We start from the raw sequence: 24,389 nt of genomic DNA on the forward strand, positions 1-24,389 counted from the left end.
GTGCGTCTCACCCGTCGATTCGGGCAGCCATGATTGCAATGGATTGCTGATAGACCGAGGCTGCGTTCCATTCCTGAATCACCTTGAAATTGGGTTGCCCCAGTTGATAGCCGCGCCCCGGTTTCCAACCTTTTTGACGAAGAAAATTCGCTGTTGAGGCTAACGCATCGGTCATGTTGTAGAAATCCACGCGACCGTCGCCGGTGGCATCAACCCCATAGGCTAGTGCATTGCCTGGTAGAAACTGAGTGTGCCCCAATTCGCCGTGCTTCGCCCCCTTGGTGGCCGTCGTAATGCTGCCTTGATCGACCAGTTTCAGTGCCCCGATGGCATGGGGGATAAAGAACTCGGATCGGCGACAATCATAGGCCAGTGTCGTAATTGCGGAAACAACCTGACTGTCGCCCATAAAGTTCCCGAATCCGGTTTCCATTCCGTGAATGGCGATCAGCACACCGCTGGGGACACCGTATTGTCGTTCCAGAGCGGCGTAGAATTGCGGGTTGCGCGCCTTGCGCTTGCGCCCCTGCGCCACGATAGTATCGGCACCGCGCACTCGCATGAATTTGTCCAGGGAATACTTGAAGCTTTTTTGGTTGCGGTCCGCCGCGATAGTGCGCGTGGCATATTGGGTTTGCGCCAAGGCTTGCAGCCCCTTCTTTTTCACACCGGCCCGCTTGGCTTGCCTTGCGAAATCCTGCTTCCAGGACTCGAAGCCGCTGCTGGTGTTGCCGCAGGGGGCAGCGGTAGCAAGCGTTGGTAAGGACAGGGCGAAAATCAAGGCAAATCGAAACATCAGCGAAATCCGGTCAAACAATGGCTAAGATTAAGGGTAAGCTGCATCTTGCGATCCGCAAAGCAGTTAATACAGGTCCAGCTCTCCGGTATTTTTCATAGACTCGAACCACTCCTCGGGCGTTTTGTCGATTTTGGCGTGTTTGACCATCATCGCGTTCATATTCGGTAGGTTCGACGAATCCGGCCATTTTTCCGGCTGCCACAGGTTCGAACGGACGACGCATTTGGGGCAATGGGCGAACACCGTTTTGACAAGGATAAGCAGGGCCAGCTTGGGCGCATGATCCTTCACTGCCATCCCGTTCAACAACTCAGGATCGGCGCAGATCCGGGCGACGCCGCGAATGCGCAACGTTTCCATCTTGCCGGGGACAAAAAAGATCAGGCTGACGCGCGGGTCCAGCAGGACGTTATGAAAGGTGTCCACGCGCTTGTTGCCTGGGCGGTCCGGGATGGCGATCAGCGTATCCGAAATGACCTGAACGAAACCTGCCGGGTCTCCGCGCGGCGAAATATCCAGATGCCCGCCCGGATTGGCCGAAGCGATCAGGCAAAATGGTGAGGCCGCGATAAAGTCGCGGCACATCTGATCCAGCGCCGATATTTCCTTGGCGAGGATCTGGGGCAGAGGGGCACCGGTTATTCGCTCGAGTTCTTCTGCCGAAGTCACGAAGTTCGAGAATTGCGAGAAGGGGTCGTCAGTTCGCATTGAATCTCTCCTGACCGGAATGGTCACAAATGTGTAAGATTGTGCCAAACGAAACAAGGGCGCCCGATTGGACGCCCTTGCAGATGAAAACCCGGAACCGGATTAGCAGCTGTAGTACATGCCGTATTCAACCGGGTGTGGGGTGTGCTCGTAGGTTTCAACCTCTTCCATCTTCAGTGCTATGTAGCCGTCGATCTGGTCTTTGGTGAACACGTCGCCCTGCAGCAGGAAGTCGTGATCCGAAGCCAGCGCTTCCAGAGCCTCGCGCAGCGAGCCGCATACGGTCGGGATGCCGGCCAATTCTTCGGCAGGCAGATCGTACAGGTTCTTGTCCATGGCTTCGCCCGGGTCGATCTTGTTCTTGATGCCGTCCAGACCGGCCATCAGCAGAGCGGCAAACGCCAGGTAGGGGTTCGCAGCCGGATCGGGGAAGCGGGCTTCGACGCGCTTGGCTTTCGGGCTTTCGGTCCACGGAATACGGACACAACCCGAACGGTTACGGGCGGAGTAGGCGCGCAGAACAGGGGCTTCGAAGCCGGGGATCAGACGCTTGTAGCTGTTGGTCGCCGGGTTGGTGAAGGCGTTCAGGGTCTTGGCGTGCTTCAGGATGCCGCCGATGAAGTACAGCGCTTCGTCCGACAGGTCGGCGTATTTGTCGCCGGCGAACAGAGGCTTTCCGTCTTTCCAGATCGACATGTTCACGTGCATACCGGTGCCGTTGTCGCCCGCGATCGGCTTCGGCATGAAGGTGGCCGATTTGCCGTAGGCGTGTGCAACGTTGTGGATGACGTACTTGTACTTCTGTAGTTCGTCGGCTTGCTTGGTCAGGCTGTCAAAGATCAGACCCAGTTCGTGCTGGCACGATGCAACCTCGTGGTGGTGCTTGTCGACCTTCATGCCCAAACGCTTCATGGTCGACAGCATTTCCGAACGCAGGTCCTGTGCTTCGTCGATCGGGTTGACCGGGAAGTAACCACCCTTGACGCCCGGACGGTGGCCCATGTTGCCCATTTCGTACTCGGTGTCGGTGTTCCACGACGCGTCTGTTGCATCAACTTCGTAGGATACTTTGTTGATAGTGTTCGAGAAACGGACGTCGTCGAACAGGAAGAATTCCGCTTCGGGGCCCATATAGGCGACGTCGCCGATGCCCGATGCTTTCAGGTACGCTTCGGCCTTCTGGGCAGTGCCGCGCGGGTCACGCTCATAGGCTTCGCCGGTGTCGGGCTCGACAACCGAGCAGTGCACACAGATGGTTTTTTCCGCGTAGAACGGATCAACATAGGCACTGTCGGTATCGACCATCAGTTTCATGTCCGATGCTTCAATCGACTTCCAGCCCGCGATGGACGAACCGTCGAACATGAAGCCTTCTTCCAGGAAGTCTTCGTCAACCTGGTCGGCCATCAGGGTCACGTGCTGCAACTTGCCGCGCGGATCGGTAAAGCGAACATCGACGTATTCGGCGCCTTCGTCCTTGATCAGCTGAAGAACTGCGTCCTTGCTCATACTCTCTATTCCTCTGATTTGAGTGCGTTCGATTACAGAGCTTCCGAACCGGTCTCGCCGGTACGGATGCGAATGGCTTGTTCAACGGGCGAGACAAAGATCTTGCCGTCGCCGATTTTGTCCGTCTTAGCCGCAGAGACGATAGCGTCGATGGCGGCATCGACCTGATCGTCATCCAAAACGACCTCGACTTTCACCTTGGGCAGAAAGTCCACGACGTATTCCGCGCCACGATAGAGTTCGGTGTGGCCTTTCTGGCGGCCAAAACCTTTGACCTCGATCACGCTGAGGCCCTGGACACCCACGTCCTGCAGCGCCTCTTTCACTTCGTCCAGTTTGAACGGCTTGATGATCGCTTCGATCTTCTTCATCCCGGGCTCCCTATAACACTTGTCAGGATGGCACTGATCACGTCTAAGATCGGTCGGCAATCTGATTGCGAAAATGGCGGCGCGCGCTTGCCGAGAAAATAGGCGGCAGGTGAAATTTTGATCGACTTGCACAAAAAGTAATCAGAATTGAATCGCTGAGGGATTTGAGATGACGGAATTGCTGACTGCAGCGCAAATGCGGACCATCGAACAGGCCGCAATTGAGTCCGGTGAAGTGACTGGGCTGGAGTTGATGGAGCGGGCCGGGCAGGGCGTTGTCGAGGCGATTTTTGAAGAGTGGCCGGAACTGGCAAAATCGCCTGGCCGGGCTGTGGTTCTGTGCGGGCCGGGGAACAATGGCGGTGACGGATTTGTTGTCGCGCGGCTGTTGAAAGAACAGGGTTGGGAGGTCGAAGCCTTTCTGTATGGCAACCCTGAGAAGCTTCCTGAAGATGCGCGAGCCAACTACGAGCGCTGGCGCGTGTTGGGCGCTGTCGGCGATCTTCGAAGTAAGGGGCCACTTTCAAAAACTAAGGAACCAGACCTAATCATTGACGCTGTTTTTGGAACCGGGCTAGCTCGCCGTATTGAAGGGGAGCTTGCGCAAGTTTTGCAGTCTTTCGACGCCTTGATCGAAGCAAGGGGGATCAAAGTTGCCGCCATCGATGCTCCGTCTGGGCTTTGCTCAGATAGTGGCAAGTCGCTTGGTGTGTTCGCGGTCGCTGATCTGACAGTCGCGTTTCACCGGGCCAAGCGGGGTCATTATTTAGATCGCGGACCAAATCAATCGGGTCGGCTGGTCGTGAAATCAATTGGCATAAATGAAGTTTGGAATGAGAAGGCGGACGGGGCGATCTTAGGTTTGGTTGAAGGCGTACCAAAACGTTTAAAAAAACTTCCTCAGACTCACAAATACGCGCATGGTCACGCCCTCATCCTCTCTGGCGGCTCCGCGAAAACCGGGGCCGCGAGGCTGGCGGCGCGGGGGGCGTTGCGCATTGGGGCGGGTTTGGTGACCTTGGCAGTGCCTCCGGCTGCTCAGATGGAGGTTGCGGAACAGGTGACGGCCATCATGTTGCAGCGGGTTGAAGGCAAGGATGGCCTGATTGACGTGCTTAAGGATGAGCGGCTGAATGCTTTGTGTCTAGGTCCGGGATTGGGCTTAGAACGCGCGCAGGAGTTGGTGCCTGTCGCCCTTGCGGCCCGACGTGCGACGGTTCTGGATGCCGACGCGTTGACGGCGTTTGCGGATGATCCGATGGAGTTTCTTTCGCTACTCCACGAAAACTGTGTTCTGACGCCACATGGCGGAGAATTCTCGCGGCTGTTCCCGGACATTGCCGAAAAGCTGGCAGCAATACCAACCAAAGGTCCGGCCTACTCCAAGGTGGATGCTACGCGTGAGGCCGCAATAAGGGCAGGGTGTGTGGTGCTGTTCAAAGGGCCGGACACGGTGATCGCCGCGCCGAACGGGCAATGTTCGATCAATGCGGCTTTCTACGAACGCGCCGCTCCGTGGTTGGCAACCGCAGGATCGGGCGATGTGCTGGCTGGGTTCATTGCGGGATTGTTGGCCCGTGGTTTCAGCCCGATGCAAGCGGCGGAGACGGCAGCATGGCTGCATGTGGAGTGCGCGCGTGCATTTGGCCCGGGTTTGATTGCCGAAGACTTGCCCGAACAACTGCCTAAGATTCTTAAAGAACTGAATACTTGATTGCTTGAGCGGTAATTGGCCGATCTACCCGATGATCGGCGGCAACTGGCCGATGGGTTTGTGCTGCGATCAAAGCGAGTGTTTGCCAGTCGCATGGCCGGGCGTCAGAATTCCTTAGGCGTGGATCTCTGGCTGCGGTGTTGTGGCAGATAAATTGTTGATTAAAATAGAAATTGCGTCCGGCTTTCGCGATCTGAGTGGCAGGTTTGCAATACTTTGAAAGTATCGGTTTCAACTGCTGGAACGTCCGCGATAACTACGCGATTCAGGGGCAACGGAAGCCGGAATTTTGAAGGTGAATGAAATGACGCAGAAACTAAAACTGTCCTCAATGGCGGCTGTGCTGGCCGCGACAACGGCAATTCCTGCCGCAGCCGAATTGAAGTACGAAAATAGCAGCGGCGGCTATGTGCTGTTGTACGGTCAACTCGATCCGGCGATCGTATCCGTTGATGACGGCGAAGAAACAGAAACTCGTTTGCTGGACAACGACCTTTCCAACAGCCGTGTCGGCCTGCGGCTGATGCAGCCCTACGGAAGCAACGAGTTCATGTTCCGCTTTGAAACCGGGCTGGGTCTGCCAAGCACCGGAACGGCCAACCAAGATGGTACCAATACCAATGGTTGGACCCGTGAAGACATCCGCCACGTCGATTTCTCGTTGAAGGGTGGTTACGGCAAGTTCTCGGCCGGTCAAGGTAGCATGGCCTCGGACGGGGCCGCCGAGGTTGACCTGTCCTATGTCGGAACGGCTTTGTACTCGTTCACTAACGATGAAAACGGTGCCTTCTTCTATCGCGGGACAGACGGTGTCCTGAGCGATATCACAGTGGGTGACTCGTCCAGCAACTTTGATGGCGCGCGTCGCGGGCGTATTCGCTATGACACGCCCGATTTCAACGGGTTCTCGGCCGCGATTGCCTATGGTCAGAACATCCTGTCCAGCAGCGATGACGACGACTATTACGATATCGCGATTTCCTACGGAAACACATTCGCCAATGGCGTCGAGTTTGCCGCCAGTGTGGCATATGCGGTCCGCGATTTCGATGATAGCTCGGGTGAGCGGAAGGATACAATCGGGTCCGCTTCGGTTCTGTTGCCCAGCGGGTTCAGCTTTACGGCCGCATTGGGCACGCGTGACGACACGGCGACAGGGGCCAGCGATCCTGACTATTGGTACACCAAACTGGCCTATGAAGGAGACTGGGTGTCCTGGGGCAAAACCGGTGTCGGTATCGATTACTTTGACGGCTCGGATTTTGAAAACTCCGGGTCCAGCACCAAATCCTGGGGCATCGCTGTCGTGCAGCGCATCGACAGCATCAATACCGATGCGTACCTGAAATACCGCAACCACGATTTCGACGACACGGTCGACTTTGACAACAACGAAGCATGGGTTTTGGGCGCGCTCTGGAAATTCTGATCCAGCCCATATGACAAACAAGCGCCCCGGTTATGTCCGGGGCGTTTTTTTGTTCAAATCGTCGGTAAAACAAGGCCGATTGGGCATTGCCCCCTTGCACGTGGGCGGCTGGGCAAATAGAAGGCGTCAAATTTGCCCGGCGCGCCGTTTTGCGCGCCCCGAATCCTATGGGGACTACCATAATGCAGGTTACCGAGACGCTGAACGAAGGTCTGAAACGCGGTTACAACATCGTCGTATCCGCGGCTGAGCTGGATGACAAAGTGAATGAAAAGCTGGTCGAAGCGCAGCCTGAAGTCGAGATGAAGGGTTTCCGCAAAGGCAAGGTGCCGATGGCACTGCTGAAAAAGCAGTTTGGTCAGCGCCTGCTGGGTGAAGCGATGCAGGAAAGCATCGACGGCGCCATGAATAAGCATTTTGAAGCCAGCGGTGACCGTCCTGCGCTGCAGCCCGAGGTCAAAATGACCAACGAGGACTGGAAAGAGGGCGACGACGTTCACGTCGAAATGTCCTATGAAGCACTGCCCGAGATTCCAGAAGTTGACCTGAAGTCGGTCGAGCTTGAAAAGCTGGTCGTCAAAGCCGATGACGCGGCCGTCGATGAAGCACTGAACAACCTGGCCGAAACCGCTCAGAACTTCAAAGCGCGTCGCAAAGGTTCCAAAGCCAAGGACGGCGATCAGGTCGTGATCGACTTCGTTGGCAAAGTGGACGGCGAAGAGTTCGAAGGTGGATCGGCCGAAGACTACCCGCTGGTTCTGGGTTCCAACAGCTTCATCCCCGGCTTCGAAGAGCAGTTGGTTGGTGTGAAGGCCGAGGAAGAAAAAGACGTCAACGTCAAATTCCCGGAAGAATATGGTGCCGAGCATCTGGCCGGTAAAGACGCTGTCTTCACCTGCACCGTGAAAGAGGTGAAGGAGCCCGTTGCGGCCGAGATCAATGACGAGTTGGCCACCAAGTTCGGTGCCGAAGATCTGGAAGCGCTGAAAGGCCAAATTGCAGAGCGTCTGGAAGCCGAATACGCAGGTGCATCGCGCGCGGTTATGAAGCGCGCTCTGCTGGATATTCTGGACGAGAAGGTTTCTTTCGACCTGCCACCCTCGCTGGTTGAAGCAGAAGCCAAGCAGATTGCGCATCAGCTGTTCCACGAGGAAAACCCGGATGTGGAAGGCCACGACCACGGTGAGATCGAGCCGACCGACGAGCACAACAAGCTGGCCGAGCGCCGCGTGCGTTTGGGCCTGCTGCTGGCCGAACTGGGTCAGAAGGCCGAGGTCGAGGTTACTGATGCTGAAATGACCCAAGCGATCATGAACCAGGCGCGTCAGTACCCTGGCCAGGAACGTCAGTTCTTTGAGTTCGTGCAGCAGAACGCTCAGATGCAGCAGCAACTGCGCGCCCCTATCTTCGAAGACAAGGTCATCGACTACATCGTCGAACTGGCTCAGGTCGCTGACAAGGAAGTCAGCAAAGACGACCTGCAGAAAGCCGTTGAGGCACTGGAAGAGGAGTAACCCTCTTTCGCCCATCTACAACATGGGCACCAAAAAAAGCGGAGCCGCCTGGTAATCAGACGGCTCCGGTGGATGGCTTTTGTACTATGAGGTGAGGGGGTCAAGCCTCATGAGCAAAAGCACGGGGGGTACTTAGCAGAGCGCTTTTCTGCTCTGGCGTGAAACGGTCCGAAAGGGCCTCGATCAATTTCAGTACATCGTTGACCTCATCTTTCGTCCTTGCCGAATGCATCTGTTCGACAAAGTATTTTTCAAGCTCGGTCAGCGGCTGGTGATCAACATTGGCAGGAGATTCGGTCCGGCTGCGGGCAAAAAGTGCAAGGGCCTGTTCTTCCGTCAGAAAGACATCATGTTCGATCCCCGCATAATCGCGAATACCCGTGATACGCTCGTCCGAACAATCCATCATCGCAGCCATTGCAACCACCTTGCCCATCGGTTTGGCGGTGCCGAGGTAGTCATAGGGTGCGTTGCCCGATCGCTGCAGGACGCGGTTCATGACCGGATCAATCACGGCGATTGAATCCAGCACACCAGCCGTTTTTGCGTATTCGAACGAACCGATCATGACTTCGCTGGTGACATAAGAAACTGAGTTCTTGCCGCGTCCGCGGCCAAGTTTTTTGGTGTCGACGCAAAACCGTGTCGCCTCCCAAACCTGCGAGCTGCGCAACGGCGGTTCTCCATCCAGGATCGAATTGAATACGTCCGACAACATATGCGGCCCTGTGGTTTGCAACAGGCGCATGCACCCAACGACGTCCCCCTCGTCGTTGATGCTGACCACGTGTGCGGGATTCAGGTCGTCGAACAAGTCCCGTTCGCGGCCATCCACGATGTTGACTTCCCAGCCCAAGCGATCTCCGAACACGCGTGCCCGCAGTTTGAACATTTCGTCCAGGACGTCTTTAAACTTATGTTGGTTGATACCATCAATTACGATGATCATTTCCATCCCCCTACAGTCTGGTTACCGTGACTCAAGAGTTAACCAAGTCGTGGACAGAAACTATTGGGGATTTCCCGTATTTTTGCGTTTTTTTCGCTTACCCAGGCGCAATTAGGCCCAGACCTATGGCCCTGCCTATGGCCTGCGGCGTGGTCAACGCACCCAGTTTTTCGCGACCCGAGCGCATGTGAACCTCGACGGTTCGGTGCGAAATCGACAGAATATCGCCGATATCCTGCTGCGATTTACCCTCGGCCACCCATTGCAAGATCTCTTTTTCGCGCGTGGAAAGAGACGGCAAGTAAAGCGCTTTGGCGAGCACGCCTGACTGCATAGTCGTGTCATGTGCATGTACGGCGGCCATTTGAAGATCGCCCATAACGTGCTTTTTGAGTGACTCCCACTCATGGTCAGAGCAGTCGCGCGTGACGCTGAGTATTCCGCATTCGCCATAAGGGCCACGGACCGGAACCGTCAGTCCACGCGGCGTAATACCAAAATCGTGGGCGTCACGGAAGACGGCGTTGAATTTCTCATCGTGGTTGAAGCGATTCCAATCGACCGGGGCGATGCTGAGAACGGACTGATAAATCGTCGGATCGAAATGGTGATACCCGTGGCTTCCATAATGAATCTTCCATTCGTCAGGATAATTCGCATACCCCTGAACGTCCCCTTTGACAGGGTTCATTGTGGCATAAGACGCATAGTCGAAGCCGAGTTCCTCGCAGACAGAGTTTATAATATCTGCGGTCGACTTCTCCTGATGGTCGAGCGCGGCCAAGTCTATGAGTTTCACCTGTCCAACCTTTGTGCGGCACTTCTCATCCCCCAAAGTGCCAAGTCCGTCCGAATTCATGTCCACGTTGCGTCAACCGATGCATTAAGTGCAAGGGTAATGTTCGTATCGCACAGGCTTAATGCGTGCTTCGCGCAACAGAAAACAGCGAATCCTCCCAATTTCGGAGGAAATCCACCTAATTTGACGCGAATTCGCGTCGGATGTCCATGATTATTGCCCAAGAGGCAATGGCTGCTATTGAGGTCGCAGTCCGGTTTCGACCAACATGCCCTGTGCTTTGGCCTCTGGATAATACCCTTTGGCATACAGAAATATCGCCCGTTGCTGGTCACCGTCCGACAGCAACCACGCACCGCGCAGGTACTTACCCGCAAATTTGAGGTTGGTGTCCGCGTCCAGCAGCCCCTGTGCATTCCCAGAATAGCCCATCGAGCGCGCGGTGGCGGGTAGAATCTGCAGCAGGCCGTAATAGGGACGGTTCACAGCCCAGGGGCGATGGGTGCTTTCCCGGATCGCGAGCTTGTGCACCAGCTCGCGCGGAACTTCGTAGTGGTCCGCCCAACGGTTGATTGATGCGCGCAACTCGGGCGTCTCGTTGGGGTATAGCGGCGGATCGAACGTATCCTGTGTCTGCGTGCCCGGCCCGCCGCAGGCAGCGAGGGGAGCTGTCAACAAAATGGCCAAGACGCTGCGGCGCAAGAATGATGTCATCTGTGTACTCCGAAATTCAGGCTGCGATGATAGGAAACACGAAGCTGCATGCAAGCGCAGGTCCAATTTCTGGCTGAATTTCGCCCGTTGGGCGTGTGTACAAAAAAAGGCCGCACAATTCGTGCGGCCTTCTCAAATCTCACTTCAGCCGGATCAGGCTTTGGCTTCGTCTTCTTCAGCCGAGACTTCTTCGGCGACCAATTCTTCGTCTTCCGAAGCGGCGGAACCGATGTCGTCGAACAGTTCTGCGATCTCGAATTCGGCAGCGGCTTCTTCTTCAGCGGCCAGTTCCTGGATCGATTTGCCCGACGCCTGCAGTTCGGCTTCTTCTTCCGATCGGGCGACGTTCATCTTGATCTCAACTTCGACCTCGGGGTGCAGTTTGACTGCCAGCGAGTGCAGACCCAGTTCCTTGATCGGTGCGATCAGGGCGATCTGTTTCTTGTCGACCGAGAAGCCAGCTTCGGTTGCGGCGTCTGCGGCGTCACGCGGGGTGACCGAGCCGTACAGAGCACCGGCATCCGATGCCGAGCGAATCACGATGAACTGCTGTCCGTCCAGCTTTTCAGCCAGCGCTTCAGCTTCTTTCTTGGTTTCCAGGTTGCGCGCTTCAAGCTGCGCTTTCTGGGCTTCGAACGAGGCGATGTTCGACTCGGACGCGCTCAGCGCTTTGCCCTGGGGCAGCAGGAAGTTGCGGGCGTAGCCGGGCTTGACGTCAACGACGTCGCCCATCTGACCCAGTTTCGCAACGCGTTCCAGAAGGATAACTTGCATGTCAGTCTCTCCTTACTTCACGGCGTAGGGCAGCAGGGCGAGGAAGCGGGCGCGCTTGATAGCACGGGCCAGTTCACGCTGCTTTTTCGCCGAAACGGCGGTGATGCGCGAAGGTACGATCTTGCCACGCTCAGAGATGTAGCGCTGCAGCAGACGGGTGTCTTTATAGTCGATTTTCGGCGCGTTCTCACCCGAGAACGGGCAGACCTTGCGGCGGCGGAAAAATGGTTTTGCGGCCATGGTTTATGTCCTTTCGTCAGGCGTTGATCAGCGGCGCTCGCGGCGGCCTTCGCGCTCATCGCGCTTCTGCATCTGGACCGAGGGGCCCTCGGCATGCTCGTCGACCTTGATGGTCAGAACGCGCATGACGTCTTCATGCAGGCGCATCAGGCGCTCCATTTCCTGAACGGCGCCAGCGGGGGCGTCGGTTTTCAGGAAGGAATAGTGACCCTTGCGGTTCTTGTTGATCTTGTAGGCCATCGTCTTGACGCCCCAATACTCGCTGTCGACGACGTTGCCGCCGTTGTCAGCCAGAACTGTGCCGAAATGTTCGACGAGGCTTTCCGCCTGCGCGTTGGACAGGTCCTGACGCGCGATCATTACATGCTCATACAGTGGCATGTGCACTCCTGTTTTTATCAAGGCGCATTTCATAGGCGGGGCCGTTTTATCCTTCGCGACCCTGCCACGAGAGGCTGCGCGATTCATGTGATTTGCGAAGGATGGCCCCATATACACGTTTCAGCCTGAGGGGCAAGCCCTGCCACAGGTGCCTTGGTGAAGTCGCGCTATTTCCATTGCGCTGCCCAAATCCTGACGTTTTTCGGCTCAAAGTTGTTTTCATACCGGGGATTATCCGGAGAAACCGGACCCAGGACGGCAACCTGAAAACAGGGTGAGAGATATGACCGCGATGAATACGAATACATTCGAAGAGTCCGCAAACACCGCGAACTATGAGAAATCTGTACCAGTGCTGATCGGGTTCGAGCCGAACTGGAAGGTCCGAATGGTTCTGGCGCGCGTTGCAGGGGCGTTTCTGATCGTGATGGCGTTTTCAATGTGGCTGATGGAGAGTTCCGCCATGGCGACCGAGGTCTGGCCGATCAAACTGGCCGCATCGCTGTTGTTTCTGCTGGTTGGGGTCAGCCTGCTGACGGTCCAAATCCTCGACGCCCGTCCTGACGCCTATTTCGACCCAATCCGCCGTGAAGTTAGGGTGCTGCAAAAGAATGAAAACGGACGTCCGCAAACCGTTCTGCGCCGCAGCTATGACACGCTGGGTGGCGCGCGCTTTGCCGACGAACAGGTCGAGTTGTTCGACGTCGATGGTAGCTTGCTGATGAAGCTGCCGCTGCAATCGGCGGATGTCAGCCGAGCGCTAAAGGGTCAATTGAGCGGAAGTGTAACAATCTTCGCCTAAGATTTATTCTGTTCACTAAAGAACAGAAACTGTGAGAGAATGATACTTGTGTGCTGCCTTTAGGCAGCACATTTTTGTTATCGAGCAACCCAACAGGTTTGCATTCACAAAATTGCGGAGTTTGTCATGAAATCCACCCTTATTGCTGCTGCACTGGCCGTTTCGGCGACCTCGGCGTTTGCAAGCGCCGAGAAATACACTCTGGACCCCAGCCACAGTCAGGTTGTCTTCAGCTATAACCACCTCGGTTTCTCGACCACAACCGGCATGTTCTCGGGCTTTGAAGGCGAGATCATGTTCGATCAGGAAGACCCCACCGCATCCAGCGTTTCCGTTTCGATGCCCGTAGTCGAGATTTTCACCGGTTGGAAACCGCGCGAAGATCACTTCATGACCGAAGATTTCTTCGGTGTGGCCGAAGGTGACATGATCACCTTTACCTCGACCGGTATCGAGGTCACCGGCGAAGGCACCGCCAACATTACTGGCGACCTGACCATGAACGGTGTAACCAAATCGGTCGTGCTAGATGCCAAGCTTAACCAGGTAGCTGAGCACCCGATGGCGAACAAGCCTTGGGCGGGCTTCGATGCGACCACCACGCTGGTGCGCAGCGATTTCGAACTGGGTCAATTCGCACCGTTCGTCGGCGACGAAGTTGAAGTTCGGATTTCGATCGAGGCACAGAAGGCTGAATAAGCCAGTTTCGATCCTCTGAAACGAAGCCGCCGGGGTATTGCCCCGGCGGTTTTTCTTAGCTCTCGCGCTCGGCTGTCAGGTTGACTGAGACTGCGACCCCAAAGCCCAGCGATTCTTCGGTTGGTTGAGAGGTGCCAACGTCGAAATCCAGACGGTTCAGTTCCAATTCTCCGACCATCGCGGCGGTGTTCTCCTGCAGGTCAAGGGTGAATGGCAGCGCGACGTCCACCGATTTGTCGCGGATTGTCAGGGGGCCACGCGCCTCATACCCAGTGTCTGTCTTGTAGATTTCAGCTTTGAATTGGGCGGTCGGGAACTGGGCGCTGTCAAAGAAATCGGCGGCCATGGCCTGATCTGTCACCGTTCCCAATGTCAGTGACGTGATGGAGACTATTACATCCACGGATCCAGCCAGCCCCGGTTCCGCCGGATCTTCAAAAGCGATTGCGGCGGTCCATTCGGCGAAACGGCCGGTCACCGGGCTGCCCAACTGGGTGATGGTGATGGACAGGTCGCCGTCCTGCACTTGCCAGTCCGATTGAACTTCGGTCAGTTCAGCGGTATCGGTCGCTGCGACGGAGTGGTCCGAGAAGACGCCGATGGACCAACCACCGGTCAAAACCGCCACCCAGACCCCCAGCGCCGCAATGGCGGGGATCATTGAATGGTGCTGAGCCGGAGGCTCGGGCGCGTCCGACTTGCCGGGCAGCATGCGGCGCAGGGTGCTGTCCTTGTCGACCACATGGTGCTTAAGAGCCCCGGCAATATGCATGACCAAGGACCCGGCCAAAACCCAGATGAACAGCCAGTGCAGGCCGGACGTCACCTCGGAAACAAAGGGCGATTTGGGCACGAAAGGCAGGTTTTGCCCGAAGGGCCACAGGATCGGCGCGAACCCTTCTGAAGCAGCGTGGTGCAGCCAGCCCGTCAGCGGCACCAGAACCAGCGAGGCATAGAGCATCCAGTGAACGGTTTCGGCGGCGAAGGCTTCGGGTTTATTCTCTGCGTTCAGCAGGCCCGGCTTGGTCTGCGTCACGGCCCACAGGATACGGGCAAGGGCGACAAAGAAAACTGTGACACCCACGGTCTTGTGCAGCGAGAACAGGCGCGTTGCCCGAGCGATATCGTCCTCGGTGGTCGGGATTGAGGGGTCATAGATCGCGTGGGCCAGATCATTGGCGATCCATCCCAAAGGTAGCGCCGTAAAGATCAGCAGGGCGGTCAGCCAATGGAACGTCTTGGTCACGCTGCCATAGCTGGAAAAGGTATTGGTTGAGGGCATCTGTTGCTCCGGGCTGGGGTAGCTGGGTTCAACCTAAAGCCATGGGATCAGGACTCAATAGCGGGATGCGCACATCAAAAGTGCCACAGTGCAGAGGTCATGCAATGCTTGTGCCGCGTCCACACTCGGTTTACACCCCCCGGCAACCTAACGTCATCCAAGAGGTCGCAATGACACGCGCATTCGTTTTTCCGGGGCAGGGCGCCCAAACCATCGGGATGGGCAAAGCTCTGGCCGAGGCTTACCCGGCAGCTCAGGCTGTGTTCGACGAGGTCGACGAAGCGCTGGGTGAAAAGCTGAGCAGCCTGATCTGGGAAGGTGACATCGCGGACCTGACGCTGACGCAAAATGCGCAGCCGGCGCTGATGGCAACCTCGATCGCCGCGATGCGCGCGCTGGAAGCCGAAGGCGTTTCGGTTACCGATGCGGCCTTTGTTGCGGGGCACTCGCTGGGTGAATACTCGGCATTGGCTTCTGCTGGTGCTTTGTCGGTTGCTGACACGGCGCGTCTGCTGCGCACACGTGGTCAGGCCATGCAAAGCGCCGTGCCAGTAGGCGAGGGCGCAATGGCCGCAATTCTCGGCCTTGATCTGGACGCCGTGCGCGCAGTTGCCGAAGAGGCGGCCCAGGGAGAGGTCTGTCAGGCCGCAAACGACAACGACCCGACCCAGGTTGTCGTTTCGGGCTCCAGAGCTGCCGTCGAGCGTGCGGCAGAAATCGCCAAGGAAAAGGGTGCCAAGCGCGCTGTGATGCTGCCGGTGAGCGCTCCGTTCCATTGCGCGCTGATGCAACCTGCAGCTGATGTGATGGCTGAAGCTCTGGCCGCCGTTGAAATCAAGGCACCCGCCGTGCCGCTGGTTGCGAACGTGCGTGCTGAAGCCGTTACCGACCCAGACCTGATCCGTCAGTTGCTGATCGAACAGGTCACAGGCTCGGTCCGCTGGCGCGAAAGCGTGCAGTACATGGCCGCGCAGGGCGTGACCGAGGCGTGGGAGATCGGCGCGGGTAAAGCGTTGTCGGGCATGATCCGCAAAATTGACCGCGACATCGCAGGCAAGGCCGTTGGCACGCCGGAAGACGTGCAAAAGGTCACCCAGGCCAAATCGTAAGTTGAAAACGTCTCGTTGGGACGCACCAAGAGGGAAACCGAATGTTTGATTTGACAGGTAAGAATGCGCTGATCACCGGCGCTTCTGGCGGTATCGGGGGCGATATCGCGCGCGCACTGCACGCGGCGGGGGCCACTGTCGGGCTGTCTGGTACGCGGATCGAGCCACTGCAGGCGCTGGCGGATGAGTTGGGCGAACGCGCCCATGTCCTACCTTGTAACCTGGGCGACCCCGAAGCCGTCGCAGCGCTGCCGAAACAGGCGGCGGATGCGATGGGATCGGTCGACATTCTGGTCAACAACGCGGGCATTACGCGGGACAACCTGTTCATGCGGATGTCAGACGAGGAATGGCAGAGCGTGATCGACGTGAACCTGACCGCCACTGCCAAGCTGTGCAAAGGTGTGCTGCGCGGCATGATGAAGGCGCGCTGGGGCCGGATCATAAACATCTCGTCTGTGGTGGGTGCAACCGGCAACCCGGGTCAGGTCAACTATGCCGCGTCTAAGGCGGGCATGGTCGGCATGACCAAGTCGCTGGCCTATGAGGTCGCAAGCCGCGGAATCACGGCCAACGCGGTGGCTCCGGGTTTCATCACTACGGCCATGACCGATAAGCTGACCGACGATCAGAAATCTGGCATCCTTACGCAGGTTCCAGCTGGCCGCATGGGCGATCCATCGGAAATTGCCGCGGCAGTTCTGTACCTTGCCAGCCCCGAAGCGGGTTATGTCACAGGAACAACCTTGCATGTGAATGGCGGTATGGCCATGTTGTGATCGCAGACCGAGACAGGCGCGAAAGCGTTTGCCTCGGGCGTTGTCTGTGTTATAGGCGGCGCATGTATGCAGGGGTCGGCCAAACGGTCGGCCTTCTACTTTCCCGGTAATCGGGGACCCAAACCGCCCAGACCGGGCAAATCAAAGCCAGCCTGAGCGGGCAAGGGCTGAACCGGGCATTAAGCCCTGAAATGGAATGAGGAATAGACATGAGCGACGTCGCAGATCGCGTTAAAAAGATCGTTGTTGAGCACCTGGGTGTTGAAGAAGACAAAGTAGCCGAGAACGCTTCGTTCATCGACGATCTGGGTGCAGACAGCCTGGACACCGTTGAACTGGTCATGGCCTTCGAAGAAGAGTTTGGCATCGAAATCCCGGATGACGCAGCCGAAACCATCCAGACCTTTGGCGACGCCGTCAAATTCATCTCTGAAGCGTCCTAATCGCTTCGAAATCTTTAAAAACGGCGCTTCCGGGCAACGGAGGCGCCGTTTTTTTGTGCCTGTCTGGATTTCGGACTTGCCAGGGTGAGGCTGCGTTCGCAACGATCACTCTGAGGCAAAAAAACTTGAGCGGGCAGGGCATGATACGATCCACCCCGACGATAAACACATCGCGCCTGATGCTTTGCGGCATGCGGCCCGAGGATTTCAACCGGTTCGCCGAGATATGGCGTAACCCCTGCATCGTGCGCCATATCGGCGGCAGGCCACGTTCGCGCGGTGAGGCGTGGGATTCGTTTTTGCGCAACGCGGGGCATTGGCAGATGGCCGGGTTCGGGCAATGGGCCGTGTTGCAGCAATCGAATCGGCTGATGATCGGTCAGGCGGGATTTTTCTATGGCAACCGTGCGCTGGGAGAAGATTTCGACAGTTTTCCCGAAGCCGGGTGGATTCTGGTGCCCGAGGCGCAGGGGCAGGGGTTGGGGTTTGAGGCGGCCCAAGCAGCGCATGACTGGTTTGATCGCATCATGCCCGGTCCATTGGTAGCAATGGTAAATTCGGCGAATGCAGTCTCGCAGAAGCTGGCCCAAAAGCTGGGTTACACAGTGACGCGTGAATGCGAATACAATGGCGCTCCGGTTGTGCTGCTGCGCCGGAACGGGCCACCCGCTCGCATGTAGTCTCAACTTGGGTGCAATGCCGCAAAATGATCTCAGTTTGCCGAAACTGGCGGCATTAGAGACTATGCAGGTCTGTATGATATACTGAATTGCAATGCGATTGAGCGGAGGAGCGTGCTCATGAGGATTTATCCCACTATGGAACTGCAGAACGGTCGGTGTGTATCACTGGAAAAAGGCCGTCTGGACGAAGCTATGATTTGGCACGTGGACCCCGTCGAAACTGCGCGTGGGTGGTCAGCCGCTGGTGCGGATTGGATGCAGTTGACTGACTTTGACGCGATTGAAGGCCGGGACACCAATGCCGAGTTGATTGAAGAGATCATCCGCTCGTCTGAGATGTCGGTGCAACTGGCGGGCGGCATGCGTACCCGTGAGCAAGTCGAACATTGGATTGACAAAGGTGTAGCGCGTATTGTCTTGGGTACGCTTGCAGCTTGGGATCCGATCCTGGTCAAGGAACTTGCCAAACTTTATCCGGATCAGATCGTTCTGGCTGTGGATGTCTGGCAAGGGCAGGTGATGACCGAAGGCTGGCGCAGCCAAAGTGCGTTCACCCCGGAAGCATATATCGAGGCGTTCGCCGACACTCCGTTTGCCGCTATTCTGGTGACGGATATCGACAGCGACATGGAGGATGTCGAGGCGCAATTGGGCCTGATCTCTGGGCTGGCTGAGAAGTCCCGTACGCCGGTTATCGCCAGCGGTGTGGTGCGTACTGCTGACGATATCTCTCGCTTGGCGTATATTCCGAACATTGCGGGTGCAATTGTCGGACGTGCACTGTTCCACAAATCGATTGATCTGGCCGAGGCATTGGAAACGGCTCAGGCAGCACACGAACCGGTTGCTCAATTCCAGTAATGGGCTGACAAGAAGGAAACCGCCTGTCGTCCACTGCGGCGGCAGGCGGTTTTTGCATTTAGAACCGTTCTCGTGATGGCGAGCAGTGTTTCATTCTGTTTCGGCAGGTTGATGCCGGAAGGGAATATACCGTGGCTCTTGCCCCCGGACCCCGGGCCGGGGTATGAGCGGTTCTCAAACAGGAAGCAGGCAAGAGGCATTTCATGCGCAGAGTCGTTGTAACCGGTCTGGGATTGGTCACTCCGTTGGCCAGCGGGGTCGAGGAAACCTGGTCGCGGCTGCTGGACGGAGAATCCGGTGCGGGCCCGATCACTCAGTTCGACGCTGAGGCAAGCGGGGTCACCACGACCTATGCCTGCGAAGTGCCGCGCGGAGACGGTACGAACGGAACGTTCAACCCCGACGATTGGATGCCGCCGAAAGAGCAGCGCAAGATCGAGGATTTTATCCTGTATTCAATCGCAGCGGCAGATATGGCCTGTCAGGATGCGAACTGGTTGCCCGAGGATGAAGAGGATCGCCTGCGCACCGGCGTTCTGATTGGTTCGGGTATCGGTGGTCTGGGTTCCATCGCGAACACGGCCAATCTGATCCGCGACAAGGGTCCGCGCCGCGTTTCGCCCTTCTTTATTCCCGGCGCGCTGATCAACCTCGCCTCGGGTCAGGTCTCGATCCGACATGGTTTCAAAGGTCCGAACCATTCGGTGGTGACCGCCTGTTCGACCGGCGCACATGCCATTGGCGACGCCAGCCGTATCATCCGTGCTGGTGACGCTGACGTGATGGTTGCAGGTGGCGGCGAGGGTTGCATCTGCGAGATTGGTATCGCGGGCTTTAACGCGTGCAAGGCGCTGTCGACCAAGTACGCCGACGATCCGAAGAAAGCGAGCCGCCCTTATGATGTCGACCGTGACGGGTTCGTCATGGGTGAGGGTGCGGGCATTGTTGTGCTGGAAGAATACGAGCATGCCAAGGCGCGTGGCGCGAAGATTTACGCAGAGGTTCTGGGCTATGGCATGTCCGGTGACGCCTATCACATCACCGCGCCGTCTGAGGATGGTGATGGGGCAGAGCGTTCCATGAAGGCCGCCCTGCGCAGTGCAGGGTTAGAGCCAAAGGATCTGGATTATATCAACGCGCATGGGACTTCGACCATGGCGGATACGATCGAACTGGGCGCGGTGGAGCGTCTGCTGGGCGATCATTCGGGCAACGCCACCATGTCGTCGACCAAATCGGCCACGGGCCACCTGCTGGGCGCGGCTGGCGCGATAGAGGCGATCTTCTCAATCCTTGCGATCCGCGATCAGGTGGCCCCGCCGACGATCAATCTGGACAACCCGGCGGTTGAAACGCCGATTGATCTGGCGCCAAATGCCAAACGCGAACGTGTGATCAACGTTGCCTTGTCGAATTCGTTCGGTTTTGGCGGTACCAATGCCAGCGTGATTTTCGGAAAGGCTAGCTAAATGTGGCGGGCTTTGGCATCAAACGCGCTGACCATCCTGGTGGTCGGCCTGTTTCTTATCGGCGGTCTGATCCTTTGGGGGCAATCGCAGTACAAGGCCGAAGGCCCGCTGGAAACCGCCATATGCCTACAGGTGAAAAGCGGGTCGAACATGACTCGCGTCAGCCAGCAGTTGGAAGATGAAGGTGCCATCAGCAGCGCCATGATATTCCGGATGGGCGCGGATTACACCGACAAGGCGCAGCAGTTGAAAGCGGGCAGTTTTCTGGTTCGCGAAGGCGCGTCGATGGCGCAGATCATCGAAGATATTACCAGCAGCGGTGCCAGCACCTGCGGGTCCGAGATTGAATATCGCGTTGGTGTAACTAGGGTACAAACCCGGGTGCGTGAGTTGAACCCAGCCACTCTGGAATTTGTTGAGATTGCCAGTTTCGAGGCCGGTGAAGAGGAAGCCCCCGCAGAATATGCTGAAAAACGTCAAGATGCCGACACACGATATCGCGTTTCGGTGGCCGAGGGCGTGACCTCGTGGCAGGTAGTCGAGGCGCTTAGGGGCATTGACGCTCTGACCGGTGAGGTGTCCGAAGTTCCAGCCGAGGGCATGCTGGCACCCGACAGCTATGAACTAACCCCGGGTGATGACCGAGCTGCCGTGCTGCAGGACATGCAGGCGAAGCAACAGTTACGGATCAACGCGGTTTGGGAAAGTCGACAGGACGATTTGCCGATCAGCAGCCCCGAAGAGATGCTGATCCTGGCCTCAATCATCGAGAAGGAGACCGGTGTTCCACATGAGCGCGGCCAAGTGGCCAGTGTCTTTGTGAACCGGCTTGAGAAAGGTATGAAGCTGCAGACGGACCCGACCGTGATCTACGGTGTCACTAAAGGTCAGGGCGTTCTGGGCCGCGGTCTGCGCCGCAGTGAATTGCGCCGCGCAACTCCTTGGAATACCTATGTGATTGACGGTTTGCCGCCCACACCAATCGCCAACCCCGGCCTCGCAAGCCTTGAGGCCGCGGTGGCACCGGAGGATACAGACTATGTGTTCTTTGTTGCGGACGGAACTGGTGGGCACGCGTTTGCGGAAACTCTGGATGAGCACAACCGCAACGTCGCCAAATGGCGAGAAATAGAAGCCGAGAGAAATAGCTCGAGCAACTAAGAAAAGGGTCGCGTCGAAAAACGCGGCCCTTTCTTTTTCTTATGCAGCGGGACGTCTGCGTGGGCGGCGACGTTTTGACGACACAGGTTTCAACGTCGAATTCGCTCCGTGCGGTCTACGCCCCCGTAACCCACTGCGATTGCGCGGTTTTTTGGGTTCGGCGTATTCAGGCATGGTGCCGCTGGCGACTGGAATTTCAATCTTCATCAGCTTTTGAATCTGCAGTAGCTGGTCCAACTCATCCGGCGCGCAGAAGGCAATGGCTTCGCCTTCACGACCGGCGCGGGCCGTGCGACCAATGCGGTGGACATAGTTGTCTGGCACCTCGGGCAGATCATAGTTGATCACATAGGCAACACCCGGAATGTCGATGCCACGCGCGGCGACATCGGTGGCGACCAGCACGTCGATCTCTCCGGCGCGGAAAGCCTTGATCGCGCGGTCGCGCTGGCCCTGACTTTTGTTCCCGTGGATTGAGGCGGCGTTGAACCCGTCCGCCACAAGGCCTTTCATCAATTTTTCGGCCCCGTGTTTTGTACGGGCAAAGACCAGCGTCAGGGCGTTCATGTCTGCCGAAAGGACTTCGCGCAGCTTCCGCGGTTTTTCAGCCCTGTCGAGGAAATGAACAGACTGCGTGATCTTGTCTGCGGCCTTGCCCGGGGGCGAAACCTGCACCCGTTGCGGGTTGGTCAGATAGGACTGGCTGAGTTCCTCCATCAGCTTCGGCATTGTCGCCGAAAACAGCATGGTCTGACGCGGCGTGCCTAAAGCGGGCTCGATTTTGCGCAAGGCGTGAATAAAGCCCATGTCCAACATCTGATCGGCCTCATCCAACACCAGATGGCGGACTGTGCTGAGGTCGACGGCGCCACGTTCCATCAGGTCGATCAGGCGGCCCGGCGTAGCGACCAGAATATCGGTGCCGCGCGACAGGAACGAGATTTGCTTGCCGATGGATTGCCCGCCGACAACGGTGGCCACGCGCAGTTTTGTTTTCCTGGTCAGGTTGCGCAGGCTTTCGGCGATCTGGTTCACCAATTCGCGGGTCGGCGCCAGGATCAGGGCCTTTACCGTTTTAGGCGCAGGCTTACCCGGCTGAGCCAGCAGGTGGTCAATCAGCGGCAGGCCGAAGGCCAGCGTCTTGCCGGTGCCGGTTTGGGCCAGCCCAAGTATGTCGTGGCCCTGCAGGGCCAGCGGGATTGCCTGATTCTGGATCGGCGTGGGTTGGGTAAAGTTTGCGCGTTGCAGCGCGTCATTCAGGGCCGGGGCAAGGCCCAGCATGTCAAAATCGAACAAGTATCATTCCTTTACAACCCGTGATGACTGGTCACCACGGACAAGTGAGACTAGCCACGCAAGTTGCGCGACCGGCAGGGTTTTTGCGAAGCCTCGCGGCGCACAGGCGAGTCCTGTGCATCCGGTCGTCGCATCAAGAACCCTGCGTGAAGGGGAACTGGAAAAAAGTGGGGCGCTGTGGGGCCGGATTGTCGACCGTGTATGCTCACGCGTCAGCGCTGTCCTGTGGGGCACATGCTGGTTTAGTGTGGGAATGTCAAGGGTTGGTCTGAAATGAGGGGGTAGGCTCGGCCGCTTCCACCTGGGGTCGGCCGACGAAATTCAGAATCCTGTACGCAGCGTAACTTTGAAATTCCAAGACGGTTTTGGCTTCAAATTGCCTATAAAACTACCAAATTTCAGAGACATTGGTTCATCATGGGCAAACTATCAAAAGGATTTCCTGCAATGAATGCAAAGGTACTTGGGGCCTCCATTTTGTCTGTGGCACTTGCCGCGTCTTCTGCAATCGCGTGTTCCCGGATCGTCTATGAAACCGCAGATGGATCCTTCCTTACGGGGCGGACGCTTGATTGGTTTGAAGATACCGCGACAGACCTTTGGGCTTTTCCTCGCGGGATGGAGCGCGATGGCGGTGCCGGTGAAAACTCGATAAAGTGGACTTCCAAATACGGGTCGGTCGTTGCGACCATCTATGATGGTGCAACTGTTGATGGAATGAACGATGCCGGGTTGGTTGGCAACGCACTCTATCTTGCCGAAGCCGATTACGGCACCGAGACTGCCGGGGATAAGCCACGCCTGTCTGTTGGCGGCTGGTTGCAGTACTTTTTTGACAACTTCGCAACGGTCGAAGAAGCCGTGGCTGCAATGGAACAGGACCCGTTCGTGATTGTGGCTCCGATGCTGCCAAGCGGACATGAAGCAGGCGGGCATGTGGCGCTATCCGACGCGTCCGGCGACAGCGCAATTTTCGAATATCTCGACGGCGAGTTAGTCATCCATCATGGCCGCGAGTTTACGGTTATGACGAACTCTCCGACGTTTGACGAACAACTTGCCATCACGACCTATTGGGGCGAAGTCAACGGCCTCTCGTTTTTGCCGGGAACGCATCGGTCTTCCGATCGGTTTGCACGGTTGAGCTGGAACCTGAATGCGGTGCCTTCATTCGAAGACAAGAACGACGCAACGGCGGCGGTTTTTTCTTTGGTTCGCTCTATTTCCGTGCCGTTTGGTGTGACAGACCCCGATCGTCCTAACATCGCGTCAACAACATGGCGCACTGTCGCCGACCATGAGCTAGGGCGGTATTATTACGAGAGCGTGTTCAGCCCGACACTGTTTTGGGTGGATATCGAAAACCTTGATCTTTCAGAAGGGGCATCAACACTGAAGCTGGAGCTTGGTGAAAAGCCTATCCTTGCAGGTGAGGTCTCAGCCAGCTTTGAGCATTCCGAGCCATTTCGCTTTCTCGGTGATACGTAAGGTACTCTTGTTGGGGTACGATCACTGACGGCACGGTCCAACCCGCACGGGGGCTTTTAACAATCTCCGTGCGTAGCCCGTTGCGCCCGTGTTGCGTGAAATCTTGACTTTGCGTTCTTATTCTCGTATAAGTTGTGTCATGCTAGAAGAAGTGGGCAACGGCCCCGGGGCGACCCGGTGGCCGTTTTTCGTTTCTCTCGTGCGGAAAAACTCACGCATGAGGTCACAGGCAAACATGACTTTGATTACCCCGGAAGAGCGGATGTCCCAGACGGCAGAACTTTTGCAGTCGCTTGAGACATCCATTCGCGGTTTGCGCCAGGCAGCGGAAGAACTGCGCAGGCAGATCGGAGCCGGGGAGGATGCAGACCTTGCCGGAGCAGGCAAGCAACTTGGGCAGTTAGAGGGGCTGATCC

At 57.1% G+C, this 24,389-nt stretch carries 25 protein-coding genes; 13 read left to right on the forward strand and 12 right to left on the reverse strand.

Annotated elements, in window-relative coordinates; genetic code table 11:
• Nucleotides 1-7: 7 nt before the first annotated feature.
• The 4 genes from ACR0IM_RS00440 to ACR0IM_RS00455 form a co-directional block, all read right to left on the reverse strand.
• A complete protein-coding gene (locus ACR0IM_RS00440) occupies nt 8-796 on the reverse strand; it encodes a lytic murein transglycosylase (RefSeq protein WP_480593370.1) in 789 nt (262 codons plus the stop codon).
• 66 nt (nt 797-862) lie between these two features.
• Entirely contained in the window at nt 863-1,507 is a 645-nt protein-coding gene (locus ACR0IM_RS00445; protein ID WP_480593372.1) for an MSMEG_1061 family FMN-dependent PPOX-type flavoprotein, read from the reverse strand.
• Between the two features lie 102 nt (nt 1,508-1,609).
• Nucleotides 1,610-3,016, reverse strand: a complete 1,407-nt coding sequence (gene glnA, locus ACR0IM_RS00450) for a type I glutamate--ammonia ligase (protein WP_480593374.1) — start codon at nt 3,014-3,016, stop codon at nt 1,610-1,612.
• A gap of 32 nt (nt 3,017-3,048) precedes the next feature.
• The gene (locus ACR0IM_RS00455) at nt 3,049-3,387 is read right to left on the reverse strand and encodes a P-II family nitrogen regulator (RefSeq protein ID WP_170354532.1); all 339 of its coding nucleotides are present in this window, start codon (nt 3,385-3,387) and stop codon (nt 3,049-3,051) included.
• Between the two features lie 169 nt (nt 3,388-3,556).
• On the opposite strand from ACR0IM_RS00455, the gene ACR0IM_RS00460 reads away from it, so the two are divergent.
• The 3 genes from ACR0IM_RS00460 (at nt 3,557) to tig (ending at nt 8,044) form a co-directional block, all read left to right on the forward strand.
• Nucleotides 3,557-5,101, forward strand: a complete 1,545-nt coding sequence (locus ACR0IM_RS00460) for an NAD(P)H-hydrate dehydratase (protein ID WP_480680521.1) — start codon at nt 3,557-3,559, stop codon at nt 5,099-5,101.
• A gap of 304 nt (nt 5,102-5,405) precedes the next feature.
• Nucleotides 5,406-6,530, forward strand: a complete 1,125-nt coding sequence (locus ACR0IM_RS00465) for a porin (protein WP_480640114.1) — start codon at nt 5,406-5,408, stop codon at nt 6,528-6,530.
• Nucleotides 6,531-6,712: 182 nt separating this feature from the next.
• A complete protein-coding gene (tig, locus tag ACR0IM_RS00470; RefSeq protein ID WP_480640116.1) occupies nt 6,713-8,044 on the forward strand; it encodes a trigger factor in 1,332 nt (443 codons plus the stop codon).
• Between the two features lie 100 nt (nt 8,045-8,144).
• Here tig and ACR0IM_RS00475 read toward each other — a convergent pair whose 3' ends face one another.
• From ACR0IM_RS00475 to rpsF, 6 genes are all read right to left on the reverse strand, one after another.
• A complete protein-coding gene (locus ACR0IM_RS00475) occupies nt 8,145-8,993 on the reverse strand; it encodes an acyl-homoserine-lactone synthase (RefSeq protein WP_480680522.1) in 849 nt (282 codons plus the stop codon).
• A 97-nt stretch (nt 8,994-9,090) separates the two neighbouring features.
• Complete coding sequence (locus ACR0IM_RS00480; RefSeq protein ID WP_480593384.1) at nt 9,091-9,792, reverse strand: helix-turn-helix transcriptional regulator; 702 nt, start codon at nt 9,790-9,792, stop codon at nt 9,091-9,093.
• A 237-nt stretch (nt 9,793-10,029) separates the two neighbouring features.
• Nucleotides 10,030-10,506, reverse strand: a complete 477-nt coding sequence (locus tag ACR0IM_RS00485; RefSeq protein ID WP_480680523.1) for a transglycosylase SLT domain-containing protein — start codon at nt 10,504-10,506, stop codon at nt 10,030-10,032.
• Between the two features lie 153 nt (nt 10,507-10,659).
• A complete protein-coding gene (gene rplI, locus ACR0IM_RS00490) occupies nt 10,660-11,280 on the reverse strand; it encodes a 50S ribosomal protein L9 (RefSeq protein WP_480680524.1) in 621 nt (206 codons plus the stop codon).
• A gap of 12 nt (nt 11,281-11,292) precedes the next feature.
• Nucleotides 11,293-11,520, reverse strand: a complete 228-nt coding sequence (rpsR, locus tag ACR0IM_RS00495; RefSeq protein WP_005608650.1) for a 30S ribosomal protein S18 — start codon at nt 11,518-11,520, stop codon at nt 11,293-11,295.
• Between the two features lie 27 nt (nt 11,521-11,547).
• Nucleotides 11,548-11,901: a 30S ribosomal protein S6 gene (gene rpsF / locus ACR0IM_RS00500; RefSeq protein WP_039529890.1), complete on the reverse strand. Its 354-nt coding sequence runs from the start codon at nt 11,899-11,901 to the stop codon at nt 11,548-11,550.
• A gap of 283 nt (nt 11,902-12,184) precedes the next feature.
• On the opposite strand from rpsF, the gene ACR0IM_RS00505 reads away from it, so the two are divergent.
• Both ACR0IM_RS00505 and ACR0IM_RS00510 read left to right on the forward strand, forming a co-directional pair.
• Nucleotides 12,185-12,703, forward strand: coding sequence for a hypothetical protein (locus ACR0IM_RS00505; protein ID WP_480593391.1), 519 nt, complete (start codon nt 12,185-12,187; stop codon nt 12,701-12,703).
• Nucleotides 12,704-12,829: 126 nt separating this feature from the next.
• Nucleotides 12,830-13,402, forward strand: a complete 573-nt coding sequence (locus ACR0IM_RS00510; RefSeq protein ID WP_480593394.1) for a YceI family protein — start codon at nt 12,830-12,832, stop codon at nt 13,400-13,402.
• Between the two features lie 55 nt (nt 13,403-13,457).
• On the opposite strand, the gene ACR0IM_RS00515 is transcribed toward ACR0IM_RS00510, so the two are convergent.
• Nucleotides 13,458-14,684: a cytochrome b/b6 domain-containing protein gene (locus ACR0IM_RS00515; RefSeq protein ID WP_480680525.1), complete on the reverse strand. Its 1,227-nt coding sequence runs from the start codon at nt 14,682-14,684 to the stop codon at nt 13,458-13,460.
• Nucleotides 14,685-14,854: 170 nt separating this feature from the next.
• Between ACR0IM_RS00515 and fabD the strand changes: the two genes are divergently transcribed.
• The 7 genes from fabD (at nt 14,855) to mltG (ending at nt 21,189) form a co-directional block, all read left to right on the forward strand.
• Nucleotides 14,855-15,793, forward strand: coding sequence for an ACP S-malonyltransferase (fabD, locus tag ACR0IM_RS00520; protein ID WP_480593400.1), 939 nt, complete (start codon nt 14,855-14,857; stop codon nt 15,791-15,793).
• A gap of 41 nt (nt 15,794-15,834) precedes the next feature.
• Nucleotides 15,835-16,572, forward strand: a complete 738-nt coding sequence (gene fabG / locus ACR0IM_RS00525; protein ID WP_480640124.1) for a 3-oxoacyl-[acyl-carrier-protein] reductase — start codon at nt 15,835-15,837, stop codon at nt 16,570-16,572.
• Nucleotides 16,573-16,781: 209 nt separating this feature from the next.
• Nucleotides 16,782-17,015: an acyl carrier protein gene (locus ACR0IM_RS00530; protein ID WP_008756330.1), complete on the forward strand. Its 234-nt coding sequence runs from the start codon at nt 16,782-16,784 to the stop codon at nt 17,013-17,015.
• 140 nt (nt 17,016-17,155) lie between these two features.
• A complete protein-coding gene (locus tag ACR0IM_RS00535) occupies nt 17,156-17,695 on the forward strand; it encodes a GNAT family N-acetyltransferase (protein ID WP_480593406.1) in 540 nt (179 codons plus the stop codon).
• Nucleotides 17,696-17,815: 120 nt separating this feature from the next.
• Nucleotides 17,816-18,559 carry a 1-(5-phosphoribosyl)-5-[(5-phosphoribosylamino)methylideneamino]imidazole-4-carboxamide isomerase gene (locus tag ACR0IM_RS00540; protein ID WP_480593408.1) on the forward strand — a complete coding sequence of 248 codons (744 nt, stop codon included), beginning with the start codon at nt 17,816-17,818 and terminating at the stop codon, nt 18,557-18,559.
• Between the two features lie 203 nt (nt 18,560-18,762).
• Nucleotides 18,763-20,028 carry a beta-ketoacyl-ACP synthase II gene (gene fabF / locus ACR0IM_RS00545; RefSeq protein WP_480593410.1) on the forward strand — a complete coding sequence of 422 codons (1,266 nt, stop codon included), beginning with the start codon at nt 18,763-18,765 and terminating at the stop codon, nt 20,026-20,028.
• Nucleotides 20,029-21,189, forward strand: a complete 1,161-nt coding sequence (mltG, locus tag ACR0IM_RS00550) for an endolytic transglycosylase MltG (protein ID WP_480593412.1) — start codon at nt 20,029-20,031, stop codon at nt 21,187-21,189. It abuts the gene before it with no gap.
• 39 nt (nt 21,190-21,228) lie between these two features.
• Here the strand turns inward: mltG and ACR0IM_RS00555 are convergent, their stop codons facing one another.
• Nucleotides 21,229-22,485: a DEAD/DEAH box helicase gene (locus tag ACR0IM_RS00555; RefSeq protein WP_480680526.1), complete on the reverse strand. Its 1,257-nt coding sequence runs from the start codon at nt 22,483-22,485 to the stop codon at nt 21,229-21,231.
• 447 nt (nt 22,486-22,932) lie between these two features.
• On the opposite strand from ACR0IM_RS00555, the gene ACR0IM_RS00560 reads away from it, so the two are divergent.
• A complete protein-coding gene (locus ACR0IM_RS00560) occupies nt 22,933-23,973 on the forward strand; it encodes a linear amide C-N hydrolase (protein ID WP_480680527.1) in 1,041 nt (346 codons plus the stop codon).
• Nucleotides 23,974-24,389 lie beyond the last annotated feature (416 nt).

This window comes from Ruegeria sp. BF6 (assembly GCF_056538665.1).